The organism is Actinomadura rubrisoli (assembly GCF_004349215.1).
Classification (GTDB): Bacteria; Actinomycetota; Actinomycetes; order Streptosporangiales; family Streptosporangiaceae; genus Spirillospora; species Spirillospora rubrisoli.
On sequence record NZ_SMKU01000240.1, the window covers coordinates 1 to 14,498 of the forward strand.

The window sequence follows — 14,498 nt, forward strand, 5'->3', positions numbered from 1 at the left end:
TCCCCACCGGCGGCACCGTAACCATCCACACCCAATCGCAGCACGACACGAGCGTGCTACAGGTCGAAAACACCGGCCACCCCGTCCCACCAGAACTCCTACCGACCCTCACCGAACCCTTCCAACGTGGAACACAACGCGTACGCACCGACGAGCACGCCGGGGTCGGCCTCGGACTGGCCATCGTGCACAGCATCGTCCAAGCGCACGACGGCACCCTCGACCTCACGCCCCGCCCCACAGGTGGCCTCCTCGTCACGATCCGACTCCCCGAGAGGCACGCGGCGGTATCCCAGCAGGCGGCGTCCCCGAACGGGGCCCGCTAGATCGCGACCGGAAACTCGGTGGCCGGCTCCGCGAGGGAGACTCCGCAGGTGACGTAGCCGCCGCCGCGCGAACCCGGGGGCTGAGCCGCTCGCCCCTGAGCCCGCCCCGGCGGTCGGCCAGGCCACGCCCTCGCAGGTGCGCACGTACCCCGGCCCCGTGCCGAGCTCAGCGACCATGGCCAGGGACCTGCGGGAACAGGCGGCCCACGGCCCGTCGACCCCGGCAATGGACTCCACCCAGCGGCAACGGTTCTGCGGGCGGCTCCGCCATCCACTCGGGCAGATCCGTCCAGACCCTCCGGTGCATGCGCGCCCGCCGCCGCGGTTCCAGGCGTTCACGGCCCAGGGCAGATGTGCGGACGTGACGCGGAGCTCATGCTGGAGGCTCGGCAGTGCGATGCCCACCGAAGAGCCGCCCCAGCACCCGCAGTACCCGGGGGCGTCGCGATCACCGGCGGCGGGACCGGCTCGCTGCCGGCATGCGCCCGGTTCCTGGACGCCGGGGATGCCGGGAATCGGGGTATCGCGGGCGTATCGAAAAGCGGATACGCCGCCGCAACAGTCATCCATCTTCACTAGAGGCGCGGACCACAGCGGTCCGTGCCGGGGGGGCATGCCGTCCCGGCTCCGGAAGGTGATCACCAGAGGGAGCGCGTATGAACGTTCGTCCGCCGCTGAGGAAGGCCGGTCTGGCCGCCGGTGCCGCGATGGTCATGCTGGCCCAGGCCGGGCCCGCCACCGCGCGGGCCGGGAACGTGCAGAAGGCGATGGAGGAGCTGGCCAGGGCCGACGGGGTCGTGGGGGCCGTCGGCGGGGCCTACGTCGACGGGAAGCCCATCGGGCTGGGCAGCGGGGGTTCCCGGCTCCTGGACGGCAAGGGCGGGGGGATACCCGCGAACGCCCGCTTCCGGATCGGGTCGCAGACCAAGCAGATGGTGGCCACCGTGGTGCTGCAACTGGTCAAGGAGGGCAGGCTGGGCGTGGACGACAAGCTCGGCGCCCTGCTGCCGGAAGTGGTCAAGGACGATCTGGTGACGCGCGCCGACCAGATCACGGTACGGCAGATGATCCGGCACACCTCCGGCATCCCCGACTGGTACGCCAAGCCGAACCCGGACGGGAGCGAGGGAGAAGACCCCTCGTTCGACGTGTTCGACTTCACGACCCACTACCGGCCGCTCGATCTGGTGAAGTGGAGCCGCGACCGGCCCCGGACGGGGGAACCGGGCGAGAAGTGGTCCTACTCCAACACCAACTACACCCTCCTCGGCATGATCATCGAGAGGGTGACCGGCCACGACCTGGCCGCCGAACTGCACGGGCGCCTGTTCGGCCCGCTCGGAATGACCAGGACCTACCTCCCCGTCAAGCCGCCGGAGGGCATCAAGGGACCGCACGGCCACGGCTACTACCCCGACGCCACCGGCACGCTGCGCGACGTGGACCGGTTCAACGCCAGCATCGCCGGCGCGGCCGGAGGGGTGGTCTCCACCGCCCACGACGTCAGCGCCTTCCAGCGGGCGTTCACCCAGGGCAAGCTGCTGCCCCCGGAACTCCAGCGAATCCTGACCGACCGGCCGCCCCATGACCTGCGCCCCCTGCGCAAGGGCCGCGGCTCGTGCGGTGACGATCTCTACATCGTGGGCGGGACCGCCCCCGGCTTCCTCGCCATGACCTTCTACTCGGCGGACGGCCGCCGCCAGCTCGCGGTATCGGCCACCCTGAGCGTCAAGGACATCAACGGACCGGCCCAAGCCATGGGCAAGGTCGTGGAGACCGTCTTCTGCCCCTCCTCATAACGGCCGCTCCGGGCCCCTCCGCCCCCGTCGCATGCTGAAGGCGAGGGCGTCCGGTCCAGGCCCATCGCGGTGGCCTCGTCCACGGGCATGAGGGCAGCGAACCCGCAGACCCGGCCGCGACCGGGCCACCGCAATAGGCCGCGCGATACTCGCTCTGGCGGTCACCGCGACGCTCCTGATCGCCCTGATCGCCTTCGAAGCCGCCCGTGCACGCCCGATGTGATCCAGGAGGCCGACCGCCAGGCCCTCGCGGCCGGGCGCCTCTGGGGCGGCCGCCGCCGCGCGTGTGGGGTTCGAGCGGGATCCGCGGGTGCTACATCAGCTGGTCGCGGCGGCGGGTCAGGTAGGCGGTCTCGGCGGTGTTGCCCGCCAGGTCGATGGCCTTGTCGTAGGCCGCGCGCGACTCATGACCGCGGCCCAGCCGGCGCAGCAGGTCGGCGCGGGTGGCGTGGTAGGCGTGATAGCCGGCCAACCCGTGCTCAAGAGCGTCGACGGCCGCCAGCGCCACCTGCGGGCCGTCGAGCTCGGCGAGGGCGATGGCCCGGTTGAGGGCGATGATCGGCGAGGGGTCCAGGCGGACGAGCCGGTCGTAGAGGGCGACGACCTGCGACCAGTCGGTGTCGCGGATGTCGCGGGCGCTGGTGTGCACGGCGTTGATCGCCGCGAGGATCTGGTAGCGCCCCGGAGCCTCCCCGGCGGCGGCAGCGGCCAGGCGCTCGCGCACCAGCCGGTGCCCCTCGGCGACCAGCGCCGCGTCCCAGACCCCGCGGTCCTGCTCGGCCAGGGTGACCAGCTCACCGCCGGCCGAGACCCGGGCGGCGCGGCGGGCCTCGATGAGCAGCATCAGCGCCAGCAGCCCGGCCGCCTCACCGTCGTCCGGCAGCAGGGCGCGGACCAGACGGGTCAGCCTGATCGCCTCGGCGGTCAGGCCGGGACGCACCGGATCGGTGCCGGGGCCGGTGGCCAGATAGCCCTCGTTGAACACCAGGAACAGCACGGCCAGGACGCCGCAGACGCGCGCCGGGAGATCCTCGGCGGACGGCACCCGATAGGGGATGCGAGCCGCCTTGATCTTGGCCTTCGCGCGGGTGATCCGCTGCCCCATGGCGCTCTCGGCCACCAGGAAGGCGCGGGCGATCTCGGGCACGGTCAGACCGCCGACCATCCGCAGCGTCAGCGCCACCCGGGACCGCATCGCCAGCGCCGGGTGACAGCAGGTGAAGACCAGCCGGAGCCGGTCGTCGTCGATGACGCCGACCGGCTCGGGCAGGTCGTCGCCGTACACCATCCGAGCCTCCTGGTGCCTGCCGCCGCGCTTGCTCTCGCGCCGGACCCGGTCGATGGCCCTGCGGTTGGCGGTGGTGGTCAGCCAGCCGCCGGGATTGGGCGGCACACCGTCGACCGGCCACCGCTCCACGGCGGCCGCGAACGCCTCACCGGCCGCCTCCTCGGCCACGTCCAGATCACCGAAACGCCTGGCCAGGGCGGCCACCACCCGCGCCCACTCCTCCTGCTGGGCCCGGGCGAGCGCCTCCCGGACGTCGACCCCGCTCACTCGCCCAGGAACGGCCGCACCTCGATCTTCCGATCGCAGACCTTCGACGCCTCGGCGGCCAGCTTGAGCGCCACGTCCAGATCGGGGGCCTCCCACACCCAGACACCGGCCAGGTACTCCTTGGACTCCACGAAGGGCCCGTCGCTGAACACCGCCTCCTCGCCCCGGTTGTCGACGACCGTGGCCGCGTCGGTGTCGGCGAGCCCGCCCGCGAAGACCCAGTGACCCGCGGCGATCAGCCGCTCGTTGAACGCGCTGATGGCAGGCTGCCTGTCCGTGCTGCCGGGATCGCCCTTGTCGTCGATCACCGAAACCAGATACCGCATCTGAAGATCATCTCCTGTGGTGGGGCCGGTCGGGGACATCAAGCCGTTGCGTACCGCGGGCGCCCGGCCGGCCGGTGGACCTGGATCGCCACGCCCTTGGAGCCGACCCGCGACTCGACCAGGTCGAGCGCGAGATCCGGGCCCGCGTCGGGGAACAGTCGCGCGCCCTGGCCGGCGACCACCGGGACGGTGATCAGAGTCATCTCGTCCACCAGATCATTGTCCAGCAGCCACCGGGTCAGGACGCCGCCGCCGTGCACCTGCAGCTCACCCCCCGGCGCGGCCTTCAGCTCCCGGACGGCCGCCGCGACGTCCCCGGACAGGACGGTCGTGCCCGACCACGCCGGATCGGTGAGCGTGCTCGACGCCACGTACTTGGGCAGTGTGTTCAACGCTTCCACCACGGACTCCCAGCCAGGGACGTCCTGGACCGAAAAGGTCCCCCACGACCCGGCGAACAGCTCGCAGGTCCGCCGCCGTTTCCCTGCATCACTCCATCGATGGTGACCTGAGTCACGGTCGCCGGCTTCATGATCGCGCTTCCTCTGCCTTCGGCGCCGCCCCCGGTGGACGGCCTCACCCCTGCCACGAACACCACCGCCCCGATCCGACACCGCCTCCCGGATTTCTTTGAAGAACTTCCCGGGACGCCGGTCGTCGGCGATCCGACAACACGCCGGCTTCGCGGCGACCGCGCTCCACCACCTCGAACGCGCCCAGCGCGGACAGGCCCTTGGACCAGATCGACCGCGAAGACTCTGACCCGCGGTGGCGGGAGACCCCATTCCTAGCCCGGCCGGACGTCCTTGACGAACACGATCCCGTCATGGCCGGCCACCTGGTCCGGGTCCAGCGGGGAGTAGCCGAACCAGGGCGACACGCGGGGAGCGGGCGGCGCCTCGCCGAGGACGGCGGCCAGCCGGCGGGCGTCCACGACGTACCGGTCCCCCGGCAGCGCGTACAGGAGCCCTTCGACGGTATCGGGGGGCGGGGCCTCCACACCGCGGTGGCCGATCGCGCCGAGGGCCGTGGCCAAGAAGGCGTACCCCTCGCCCAGCCGGGCGCTGACGATCGCGCCGGCGCCCCACCACTCCAGCGGCCGCCCGCCCATCCGCATCGTGCTCTTGCCCCGCTGGAGATGGCCGTTGTGGGCGTGGACCAGCGTCGGGCCCCGCTCGGCGAGGGCGAGCAGGTTCGCGGCCATCATCGAAGCCCGCAGGTCCAGCAGCCTGGCCATGCGGCCCGGCGAGGGGTCGGCCATCCAGAAGTGGTAGCGCAGCAGCCCGGTGGCGGTCCGGCCGTACAGGCGCGCCCGGTGCCAGCCGTCCCGCGACGCCGCGATCAGGTCCGGCGTCCGCGCGTCGAGCAGGGCCACCAGATCATCGGCCAGCAGCCGCAGCCGCCGGGCATCGGGCGTCCGCCCCACCGACCGGGACGGGTCCGTCATCGCGGCCGGATCGCTCCACCGGTCGTCAGCGCCGAGCAGGCGGTCGAGCGTTTCCGCGGTGCAGGGAAGCAGATCGGCATCCACCCGGTCGGCGAGGCAGGCGTGCAGCGCGGTGAGGGCCTGCCGGGGGCTCGCGGCGTCGGTGATCTCCAGTGGACCGTCGAAACCGGCGAAGCGCACATGCTCTGCAGCGGGCCGGCCGTCGTTGTGCGCGCGCATCCAGCGCACCAGCTCGCGGTTGGCCGCGGACACGTTGAACCACCCGTGGCTGAAGCCGCGCTCCATGACGTCGTCGAGGACGCCGCTGCCCGAGGTGACGTAGTCGTCCACGACCAGGCCCCTCATGCAGTCGCTCTCGATCGTGATCGTCCGGTAGCCCTCCTGCTCGACCAGTCGCCGGAAAAGATCGTTTCGCAGCCGGAGCAGAACGTCCTCGCCGTGGGCGGGCTCGCCCAGGCCCAGCAGCCGCGGCCGGGCCGGCAGCAACCCCATGACGGAAGCGGGGGCGACGGCATGCGCGGCGTCTTCGATAGCAGCGGTCACCCCCTCAACGGTATCGTTGAACCAACGGTGGAAACTTATCCGCGATATCGGCAGGGCAGTGGGGCGAAACCCTCAAGACGGCGGACGGCTCAGGCCGGTCGACCTGGCACGCGGGCACGGCCTGTCCACGCAGGCGATCAGGAACTACGAGGCGGCCGGCATCCTTCCGGCCGCCGGGCGCACTCCGCACGGCTACCGCACCTACACGCCTCGGCACGCGCAAGCCCTGCGCGCGTTCCTCGCCCTGGTGCCCGGACACGGCCACCGGACGGCCACGTCGATCATGCAGGCGATCAACCGGGGCGCGACCGGCGACGCGCTCCGGCTCATCGACGAAAGCCATGTCCAGCTGCTCGACGACCGCCGCACCCTCCCGCGTCTACCGCGCGGCCGACGTGCGCGACGCCCTGCTCGTCCACCAGCTCAGACGGGGCGGCTACCGGCTGGAGCAGATCGCCCCGCTGATCGCCCAGGTCCGCTCCGCCGGAGGAGTCGCGCCGCTTGAGTCGACGCTGCGCGACTGGCACGCCCGCCTCTGGGCCAGGAGCCGCGCCATGCTCACCGGCGCCGCCGCCCTGGACGCCTACCTCGGCCGCCCGCACCAACCACACGGACCGGGCGACCACACCACCGACCCGAACCGGCCACCCGGCACCTCCCACTGACCACCGCCTCACAGGCCCCTCCGACACCCCTCTGAGGCGTCTCGGGCCCGCCGCCGACCAAGCAGTGGACGCAAGCTCGGGCGCCGTGGTCGACACCGCGCTCCCCCTCCAAAGGGGCGACGTCACCCATCGGCGACAAGCGCGGCCAGGTGGTGCAGCGAGTCGGTGAGATGCCCAGGGCCGAACGGCGGGAACCGCAGGTACTCCCGGCCGGACCGCGGCACCGCCGACCAGTCGTAGGTGAGCATGACCTCGGTCTCGGACGGACCGACCGGCACAAGGTCGTAACGCCAGATCCAGCCGCCCCCTGTCGCACCGGCGCGGCGCCGTGACGGGCGTGCATGAGGTGCGGCGATGGGCTCAAGCCTCGACGGCCGCATGGCCGACTTTCAGGTCGGCCAGTTCGCGCAAGCAGGGCTCACGGGGAACGGGGTCCTACTCCCGAAGCTGTCCCCAGCCGCCAGGTAGCGGGTCATGGTCAAGCGCGCTGCGGCCGTTTCCGAGCGGGTCGGCCGTGCGGGTGGGGTTTCTCGTTCTCTGATCCGGCGCACCCTCGTGGCGAGGGCCCGTAGCGAGGAGCTCTCGGCATGGCGTGGACGGGCGCGGACGCTACCGCCTCGCGTCGCGGGCCAGGGATGACGATCGGGGCGTTCGCCCGCCGGGTTGGGGTTGCGGCGCGCACCGTGGACAACCGGGCCGCTCATCCGCAGGTGGTGCCCCTACGTGGGTTGGTGTTGCCTGTGAGGACGAGCAGGGTCGTGGCCATGAGGGCGGCGACGGCGGCGCCGACGATCATGACTGTGGACGGGGATGTGGCGTCCACGATGACCCCGCCGCAGAGGGCGCCGATGGCGAATGTTGCTTGGAACGACGAGGTGAACAGGACGGTGGCGGCCTCTTGTGCTTGCGGGGCCGACCTTGAGAACCAGGATTGCGAGCTGGCCGGAATCGCCCCGTAGGCGAGTCCCCACACGATGAGCAGCCCGAGTGCGCCGATCGTTGATGTTCCGATGATGGGCAGCAGCAGGGTCGCGGCCGCGAGCATCGCGGCCGCGGTGATGAACGTTGCGGGCAGGCTCAGCGGGATCGTCCTGCCCGCGATGAAGTTGCCGGCGATGCCCGCGGCGCCGTAGGTGAGCAGGAACGCGCTGACCAGCCCGGGGTCCAGATGGGTGGCCTGCTCCAGGAACGGGGTCACGTATGTGTAGGTCCCGAAGTGGGCGATCACGATCAGAGAGGTCGCGATCAGCGCGATCCGGATGTTGGTGTTGCGGAGCAGCACGCGCAGCACGCGCAGGTAGGTGACCTGCTGGGCGGGCAGCCTGGGCAGCGTCGCGAGCAGGGCGGCCAGCACACCCAGGGTGAGGACGCCCATGACGATGAAGGGTGCCCGCCATCCGGCCAGGTCTCCGATTAGGGTGCCGGCTGGGACACCGAGCACGGAGCCCATCGGGACGGCGGCGAAGATGACGGCGGTCGCCGTGCTGACCTGTCCTGGCTTGACCAGGCGTCCGGCCAGGCCAGCTCCGATGGACCAGAAACCGCCGATGGTGATCCCGACCAGAACACGGGCGATCAGCATGACCGAGTAGGTGGGCGCGAGGGCGGAAAGGAAGTCGGCCAGCGCCAGCAGCACCATGAGAGCGGCCAGCATCAACCGGCGGTCCAGCCACCGGGTGGCGACGGTCACCGCGGGCGCGGCGATCGCGGCGACGATGCCGGGCACGGTCATCATCCAGCCCGCCGTGCCCTCGGAGATGTTGAACCCCGAGGCGATGGGGTTGAGCAGGCCGATCGGCAGGATCTCGGTGGTGACGATCGAGAAGATGCCCATCATCACCGAGATGACAGCCAGCCAGTTCGTCAGTGGAGCGCGTTCGGCTGGTGGGTCGGCGGCTGCAGGCAGGGCTGTTGTGGTCGACAAGGCGGATCCCCCCGAGTGGTCGTTCGAGCGTTAGCTGTCGTGGATGCGGCGTCTGTAGCCGCGGGTCTTGGTCCGGTTGCCGCACAGTTGGGGTGAGCACCACCGGCCCCGGCCGGGCTTGGACTGGTCGTAGAAGACCCATTGGCAGTCGGGGGCCGGGCAGGTTTTGAGCCGAGGCCAGGTGCCGTTGGCGGTGATGGTGACCGCCGTCGCGGCGATCTGGGCGAGCGCGATCGTGGCCGGGTCGGCGTCGAGCACCAGCCCCGCGCCATCACGCGCGACCTGGACATCGAAGTCGAAGCCGAGCCGGGCGGCCTCCGGGACGTCATGGTGTGCCGGGTCGAGTGCGGCGCGTAGCGCCTGCCGGAGATCACGGGCCCGGCGCAGGTGCGCATCGTCCGCGTGCCTGCCGACAGCGAGCAGCCCGTGGTCGCGCAGCCAGCGCTCCAGCTCTTCGGCTGTGGCGAGGCGGTCGCGTGGCCGGAGCTGCGTTCCGTGGGCCGTGAAGGCCCGGCGGTCGTCGGTGTTGACGAACTGGAAGATCAGCGCCACATCGGGCGGTAGATCTGTGAGCTCTTCCGGTATGGCGGGCGGGATCACGGCTACCTCCTCTGTGCGACACTTGCTAATTAGTTTACTAGTGTCGACGTCGAAGGGCGAATCCAGAGGGGCGTCGCCCGCTCGCCGGTCCCGGGCGGATACCCCCGATCGAGGGCGAGCGCCGCGATGATCCGGAGGTCTTGATGGCGCTTCGGGGTCTTCGCTGAGGTGTTGGCATTAGACGGTTTCCCGACAGGTGGTCCAAGGGCATCCGGAAACCGGACGGCAGGGGATGAAATGCCACATCGGGCGGCCTGGTCCGGGCGCTGATTGACGACAGTATTTTCCGACAGGCAGAACGGGGCTTCGTCCTTCCCGAGGAGCGCCGGTGCGGATCGTCTACTCCCGCGTCTCCACCGCGACCCAGTCCCTGCTGCGGCAGCGGCACATCCTCACCGAGGCTGGGCTGCTGGTCCGAACCGAGGTGTGGCCGAGGGGCACCACCCGGCATCCGGGGTGCTGCTGTTCGAGGACCCGGCGACGACCTCCAAGACGCGGCGCTCGCACGTGCACGGGGTGAGCCGGGCCGCCGTCCGGACCGCGTTGGCCGGTCTGCTGCCCGACCAGAGCGTCCCGTCCCCTCGATCAGCCTGACCGAAGGGGCGGAAAAAGGATCAGGCTGCGAGGCCGAGGTCGAGGCGGCGGTCCAGGTCGATGTCGATGGTGCCGTAGAGGTTGGCGTTGGACCAGAACAGCGGCGACAGGCCGCGCTTGTCGACGTCCGTCAGGTGCTGCTGCCAGGCGGGCTCTTTGAGGACGGACCGGACGAGCAGGGTGTTGATGAACACCAGCGCGGACTGGAGCAGGTGCAGGCTGAGCATGGACGCCTCCTGGTGCTCGTTGTCGCTGCCGCCGATGGCGCCGGCGCTGCCGTAGAACAGGTCGGTGTTGGCCGAGTTCCAGTTCTCCACGACCTGCAGGCCCTCGTGGATCTCCCGGCGCAGCTCCTGCGAGGCGACGTACTCGGCGGCGAACACGCTCTTGACCGCTTTGCCGAGTTCCTCGATGGCCTTGTGGGTGGGGTGTTTGGGGCCGCCGCGGGTGAAGCGGCGCAGCACCTGCTCGGCCTCCGCGGTGCCCAGCCGCAGGGCGGTGGCGTACTTGACCATCTGGTCGTACTGGGAGTAGACGCACACCGATTTGCGGTCGACGTGCCAGTAGATCATGACGCCGTGGCCGCCGTACCGGGCGTGGTCCTCGATCATCAGGTTCGACGACCATGACCCGGACTTCTTCGAATCCGATGCGCACGCGGTGCCGTTGCCCCACCACAGCGGGTCCCGCATCGCCAAGGTGGCGACCGCGTTGCGCAGGTTGTCGCGGTTGACGAACAGGTGCCGGGTGGCCCGCAACGCGGCCTCGGTCTGGCCGTGGCGACCGCCGCCGGCGACCCGTTTGACCCCCACGTTCGTGCCCAGCGCGTACAAGACCAGCAGCAGCCGTTTGCGGAATGTCTCAGCGCGACCTGCGCGACGGGGTCACCCTCGCCCCGGCCGGAAAAGCCGCGGGCACGGCACAACCGGCCGGTCTCACCTGGCGACCGCTGCGGGGCGCGCCCAGTCTGACGTTCCACCTGGTCCTCCCACGCGAGCAGTCGCCACTACACCGCCGCATCCGTGCCGCCGCCAAAACCCTGGCGCACGAGCTGCACTGGCTGCCGGACTGACGCGCAAGAGGTCAAGCGAGACGGACGCCTGCGGTGGCGAGGCCGAAGACCTTGCGCCTGCGGACTTCGCGGTGATGACGACGCCAGCGGATCGGCGTCCGATGATGGCCCCCGGTCCGGTCCGAGTCGTACACCGCGGCGACGTCCTCGCCCAGCCCGAGATCTCGGCGGATACCGCGCCTTTGCCGATGCCGATCACCCTCACGACCAGCCGTCAGACCGTGATTCCTTTCTGGCGTATTCCGGCTGCCCCTCAACTCCAGGTGACCGTCGTGCTTCTCGGTGGCCGTCAGCCAGCCGATGGCGCGCGGCGGGTCGAGCACCGCGACCTTGTTGGCCACCCGGTAGTCGCCGTCCGGATGGCTGGCGTGGTGCATGGCCATCCGGAGGATCTGCCCCACCTCGGTCAGCGGCGCCCGGTCGACGGACTGCCGAACCCAGCCGGTGCCATCGATCGCGGAATGGGTCGTCGGGTCCGCCGGCACCGCGAACACCCTCGCGGCGGGCACGCCGAATGTCAGGGCGGCGCTCACGTTCTCCTGGTCCACGGCGGCGGCGGTCAGGGCACCGATGATCAGCGGCTTCGTCGGGGCGGCGGTGGTGGCGGGGACGGACATCGTGAGCCTCCCGTGCGCGGCGGCCGGCCCTTGCCGGTCTCTCACCATGGCTACGAACGGGCCCGGCGCCATTCGGCACCACCGCGGAAAATATCTGGAAGATGTACGCGCCCCGACCGCGTAGGCGGGACCTACCCGTCACGGGTGGTCCGACGGCATCGGGCGCCGGACGGCAGGGGGTGAGGTCAGTGCGAATGGGCCTTTTCGTGAGCCTCTTCGAGGGAGGAACCCGCCAGGATCGCCGCGACCCCGCTCGCGAAGGTGGAGCACTCGCGGATGTCCTGGTGCCGGCAGGCCAGGCCATGGGCGATGGCGGTGCGCGCCACCTGGGCCTGGGCGATCCGCTGGTCCAGCTCGGCGAGCTTGCGCTGGTACAGCTCCCGCCAGCCGTCGCCGGACGGCGGACGGGACGCCAGGAACGCCTTGACCTCCCGCAGCGTGAAACCGACGCCTCGCAGCAGCAGGACCACACCGACCAGCTCGACCGCCGAAGGCGGATAACGCCGCTGGCCGCAGACCCGGGCCGGCGCCGGGAGCAGGCCGAGCTCCTCCCAGTAGCGCAGGGCGGAGGCGGCGACACCCGTGCGGCCCGCCAGCTCACCGATCGTCAACTGCTCACCCATTTGACTTCAAGCGTACTTGAAGCCCCACGATCCCCGACATGGACGAGAACCGGACGACAGGCCGCACCAGCGACGACACCGACGCGCTCATCACCCTGCTCGACCTCGCCGACACCCTGCCCGGGGCGGGCGAGCTGCGCGCGCGGTCCTACGAACTGCTCGCCATCGCGCCGGACGCGGCGGTGGTCGACGTCGGATGCGGACCCGGCCGCGCGGCCGCGGAGATGGCCGAGCGGGGCGCACGGGCGGTCGGCATCGACCCCGACGAACGGATGATCGCCGTGGCCGGCGGCCGCTGGCCCGCGGCGGACTTCCGCGTGGCGAGCGCCTACCGGCTGCCCTTCACCGACGGCGCACTGCACGGCTACCGGGCCGAGAAGGTGTACCACGTCCTGGACGACCCCGCCCGCGCGATCGGCGAGGCGCGGCGCGTGCTGGCCCCCGGCGGGCGCATCGTGCTGATCGGGCAGGACTGGGACACCTTCGTCATCGACGCCGACGACGCCGCGCTCACCCGCACCATCGTGCACGCGCGCGCCGACCTGGTCCCCGCCCCCCGCGTCGTCCGCCGCTGCCGCAACCTCCTGCTGGACGCGGGCTTCGCCGACATCACCGTCGAGGCCCGCACCATGATCTTCACCGACGCGGCGATGGTGCCCGTCCTGGCCGACCTCGCCGAAGGAGCGCGCGCGGCCGGGACGATCAGCGACGCGCAGGCCGGAGCCTGGGTCGCCGAGCAACGCGAACGCGGTCGGTGCGGGCGGCTGTTCCTCGCCCTCCCGCTGTTCGTCACCGCGGCCACCCGCCGCTGACCCCCGGCCCGGGCGCGTCAGATCGGGACCTCGATGTAGCCGGACGCGCCCCGACAGGTCACCGCGCGTCCGGCCGTGGCCTCCGCGACCCAGGACTCGAAGCCGCCCAGGTCCGGCACCGCGACCGTCACGTCCGCCTCCACCCCCGCGCCGTACCGGACGTCGGCGGGCCGCAGGCCCCGCCCGTGCAGATCCCCCAGGAAACGTCCCGCCACCGCGTGCTCCACACCCACCGTGACCGTCACCACCGGCCGCAGCTCCACCACCCCGACCGCGTCGACCGTCTCGGCCACCGCCCGCCCGTAGGCGCGCACCAGGCCGCCCGCGCCCAGCCTCACCCCGCCGAAATAGCGGGTCACCACCGCGACCGTCCCGGTCAGCCCGCGCCGGACCAGCACCTCCAGCATCGGGATCCCCGCCGTCCCCGCGGGCTCGCCGTCATCGCTGCTCTTGGTGATCTCACCGCGCTCGCCCACCACGTAGGCGGTGCAGTTGTGGGTCGCCTCCCGGTGCGCCCGCCGGTGCCGGGCCAAAAAGTCCACCGCCTCGGCCTCCTCGCCGGCGCGGGCGAGCGTGCAGACGAAGCGGGACTTGCGGATCTCCAGCTCGCGGGAGCCCGCGCCCTTGATCATGCGCATGGTCGTCCCGAGTCTAGAGCGGTCAGTCCTGCGGGAACGGCCAGGCGTTCGGACGGCACCCGTACAGCGACTTGGTCTGCTGCACCATCACCGGCGCCGGCCGCCCCGCCCCCGGGCACTGCCGGTGGCCGTGCCCCAGCGCGTGCCCGACCTCGTGGTTGATGACGTACTCGCGGTAGGTCGCCAGGTCGCGCCCGTAGGTGCGGGCGCCCTCGCCGTAGCGCCGCGCGTTGATCACCGAGCGGTTCCCGCTGCGGCACGACAGCTCCCCGCCCGTCACCAGCGGCGCGCACATCCGGTCGGTCAGCGCCGGGCTCGACAGCGACACCCGGAACCGCACCGCGCCACCGGCCACCCGCATGAACCGCATCGTGCCCCCGTGCCCCCAACTGCGCGGGTCGTTGAGCACCCGGTGCACCTCGGCCGCGAAGTCCGCCCCCGTGATCGGCAGCCCCCGCTCCACCTCCACCATGTACCGGACGACGGTGCCGCGCGATCCCCGGGGCGGCGCGGCGGTCCCCCGCACCGGCGCGTACCGGCCGCCCGCCGACGCCGGGATCCGCACCCGCGCCGGCTGCCGCCGCCCGTTCACCACCGCGCCGAGCGGAGCCGCGCGTCCCCTCTGGCCGCCGCGGACGGCGTTCGGCGCCGCCGCCACCGGTGCGGACGGCCGCGCGGCCGGCGGCCCGCCGCCGTCACCGCCCATGACCAGCACCGCGGCGGCCCCGCCCGCCGCGACCACGGCGACGGCGCCCGTGGCCGCCGCCACCCGGATCGTCCGGCCCCCGCGACGGCGGCGGCGCCCGGCCCGTCCCCCTCGGCGGGGCGCGGCTGAGGGATCGTTGAGCTTCTGCACGGTGCTCCGGTCGGCCTCGGGCACCGGAGCCCGCACCGGGGGGCGCCGCCGCGGAGGCCCGCCGGTGGCCGGCGCCGCCCGCGCCCACAACCCGGCGGCAC

The 14,498-nt window shown here is 72.0% G+C and carries 17 protein-coding genes and 1 pseudogene; 6 read left to right on the forward strand and 12 right to left on the reverse strand.

Going from position 1 to position 14,498, the window contains the following annotated elements; translation table 11 throughout:
• Together E1298_RS32810 and E1298_RS32815 are read left to right on the forward strand one after the other, a co-directional pair.
• Positions 1–326, forward strand: a 326-nt coding sequence (locus tag E1298_RS32810) for a sensor histidine kinase (RefSeq protein WP_131900220.1), incomplete at its 5' end; no start/stop codon positions are given.
• A gap of 656 nt (positions 327–982) precedes the next feature.
• Positions 983–2,125, forward strand: coding sequence for a serine hydrolase domain-containing protein (locus E1298_RS32815; protein WP_131900222.1), 1,143 nt, complete (start codon positions 983–985; stop codon positions 2,123–2,125).
• A gap of 313 nt (positions 2,126–2,438) precedes the next feature.
• Here E1298_RS32815 and E1298_RS32820 read toward each other — a convergent pair whose 3' ends face one another.
• From E1298_RS32820 to E1298_RS32835, 4 genes are read right to left on the reverse strand one after another with little or no spacing between them, the layout of a single operon-like run.
• Complete coding sequence (locus E1298_RS32820) at positions 2,439–3,680, reverse strand: RNA polymerase sigma factor (protein WP_131900224.1); 1,242 nt, start codon at positions 3,678–3,680, stop codon at positions 2,439–2,441.
• Entirely contained in the window at positions 3,677–4,006 is a 330-nt protein-coding gene (locus E1298_RS32825) for a YciI family protein (RefSeq protein ID WP_131900226.1), read from the reverse strand. The genes E1298_RS32820 and E1298_RS32825 overlap by 4 nt, the downstream gene beginning before the upstream one ends.
• 38 nt (positions 4,007–4,044) lie before the next feature.
• Positions 4,045–4,791, reverse strand: a complete 747-nt coding sequence (locus E1298_RS51595) for a dihydrofolate reductase family protein (RefSeq protein ID WP_131900228.1) — start codon at positions 4,789–4,791, stop codon at positions 4,045–4,047.
• A 2-nt stretch (positions 4,792–4,793) separates the two neighbouring features.
• Positions 4,794–5,996 carry an erythromycin esterase family protein gene (locus E1298_RS32835; protein ID WP_131900230.1) on the reverse strand — a complete coding sequence of 401 codons (1,203 nt, stop codon included), beginning with the start codon at positions 5,994–5,996 and terminating at the stop codon, positions 4,794–4,796.
• 58 nt (positions 5,997–6,054) lie between these two features.
• On the opposite strand from E1298_RS32835, the pseudogene E1298_RS32840 reads away from it, so the two are divergent.
• Positions 6,055–6,661: pseudogene (locus tag E1298_RS32840) on the forward strand (MerR family transcriptional regulator).
• 122 nt (positions 6,662–6,783) lie between these two features.
• Here the strand turns inward: E1298_RS32840 and E1298_RS32845 are convergent.
• The 3 genes from E1298_RS32845 to E1298_RS32855 all read right to left on the reverse strand — a co-directional run bounded on the left by E1298_RS32845 (position 6,784) and on the right by E1298_RS32855 (position 9,185).
• The gene (locus E1298_RS32845) at positions 6,784–6,939 is read right to left on the reverse strand and encodes an SRPBCC family protein (RefSeq protein WP_207944980.1); all 156 of its coding nucleotides are present in this window, start codon (positions 6,937–6,939) and stop codon (positions 6,784–6,786) included.
• Between the two features lie 422 nt (positions 6,940–7,361).
• Positions 7,362–8,498 carry an MFS transporter gene (locus tag E1298_RS32850; protein WP_131900232.1) on the reverse strand — a complete coding sequence of 379 codons (1,137 nt, stop codon included), beginning with the start codon at positions 8,496–8,498 and terminating at the stop codon, positions 7,362–7,364.
• Positions 8,499–8,615: 117 nt separating this feature from the next.
• Positions 8,616–9,185: a CGNR zinc finger domain-containing protein gene (locus E1298_RS32855; RefSeq protein WP_131900234.1), complete on the reverse strand. Its 570-nt coding sequence runs from the start codon at positions 9,183–9,185 to the stop codon at positions 8,616–8,618.
• 426 nt (positions 9,186–9,611) lie between these two features.
• On the opposite strand from E1298_RS32855, the gene E1298_RS48630 reads away from it, so the two are divergent.
• Positions 9,612–9,779, forward strand: coding sequence for a hypothetical protein (locus E1298_RS48630; protein ID WP_165975793.1), 168 nt, complete (start codon positions 9,612–9,614; stop codon positions 9,777–9,779).
• Between the two features lie 20 nt (positions 9,780–9,799).
• Here the strand turns inward: E1298_RS48630 and E1298_RS32860 are convergent, their stop codons facing one another.
• A complete protein-coding gene (locus E1298_RS32860) occupies positions 9,800–10,612 on the reverse strand; it encodes a Tn3 family transposase (RefSeq protein ID WP_165975794.1) in 813 nt (270 codons plus the stop codon).
• 23 nt (positions 10,613–10,635) lie between these two features.
• Here E1298_RS32860 and E1298_RS32865 point away from each other — a divergent pair, with 23 nt between their 5' ends.
• A complete protein-coding gene (locus tag E1298_RS32865; RefSeq protein ID WP_207944981.1) occupies positions 10,636–10,851 on the forward strand; it encodes a hypothetical protein in 216 nt (71 codons plus the stop codon).
• 11 nt (positions 10,852–10,862) lie between these two features.
• Here E1298_RS32865 and E1298_RS49750 read toward each other — a convergent pair whose 3' ends face one another.
• Both E1298_RS49750 and E1298_RS32875 read right to left on the reverse strand, forming a co-directional pair.
• Positions 10,863–11,399: an SRPBCC family protein gene (locus E1298_RS49750; RefSeq protein ID WP_207944982.1), complete on the reverse strand. Its 537-nt coding sequence runs from the start codon at positions 11,397–11,399 to the stop codon at positions 10,863–10,865.
• Between the two features lie 254 nt (positions 11,400–11,653).
• Positions 11,654–12,091, reverse strand: coding sequence for a MerR family transcriptional regulator (locus tag E1298_RS32875; protein WP_131900238.1), 438 nt, complete (start codon positions 12,089–12,091; stop codon positions 11,654–11,656).
• A 38-nt stretch (positions 12,092–12,129) separates the two neighbouring features.
• Here E1298_RS32875 and E1298_RS32880 point away from each other — a divergent pair, with 38 nt between their 5' ends.
• Positions 12,130–12,903 carry a methyltransferase domain-containing protein gene (locus tag E1298_RS32880; protein ID WP_131900240.1) on the forward strand — a complete coding sequence of 258 codons (774 nt, stop codon included), beginning with the start codon at positions 12,130–12,132 and terminating at the stop codon, positions 12,901–12,903.
• Positions 12,904–12,920: 17 nt separating this feature from the next.
• Here the strand turns inward: E1298_RS32880 and E1298_RS32885 are convergent, their stop codons facing one another.
• Positions 12,921–13,541, reverse strand: coding sequence for an IMPACT family protein (locus E1298_RS32885; protein WP_131900242.1), 621 nt, complete (start codon positions 13,539–13,541; stop codon positions 12,921–12,923).
• A gap of 22 nt (positions 13,542–13,563) precedes the next feature.
• The coding region (locus E1298_RS32890; protein ID WP_341770664.1) for a DUF3152 domain-containing protein at positions 13,564–14,498 on the reverse strand (935 nt) is incomplete at its 5' end.

Coding starts and splice junctions, on each gene's coding strand:
- E1298_RS32880 (WP_131900240.1), top strand. CDS start 12,130: ATGGACGAGAACCGGACGACAGGCCGCACCAGCGACGACACCGACGCG.
- E1298_RS32875 (WP_131900238.1), bottom strand. CDS start 12,091: ATGGGTGAGCAGTTGACGATCGGTGAGCTGGCGGGCCGCACGGGTGTC.
- E1298_RS32865 (WP_207944981.1), top strand. CDS start 10,636: ATGTCTCAGCGCGACCTGCGCGACGGGGTCACCCTCGCCCCGGCCGGA.
- E1298_RS32850 (WP_131900232.1), bottom strand. CDS start 8,498: ATGATGGGCATCTTCTCGATCGTCACCACCGAGATCCTGCCGATCGGC.
- E1298_RS32825 (WP_131900226.1), bottom strand. CDS start 4,006: ATGCGGTATCTGGTTTCGGTGATCGACGACAAGGGCGATCCCGGCAGC.
- E1298_RS32815 (WP_131900222.1), top strand. CDS start 983: ATGAACGTTCGTCCGCCGCTGAGGAAGGCCGGTCTGGCCGCCGGTGCC.
- E1298_RS51595 (WP_131900228.1), bottom strand. CDS start 4,791: ATGGGGTCTCCCGCCACCGCGGGTCAGAGTCTTCGCGGTCGATCTGGT.
- E1298_RS32885 (WP_131900242.1), bottom strand. CDS start 13,541: ATGCGCATGATCAAGGGCGCGGGCTCCCGCGAGCTGGAGATCCGCAAG.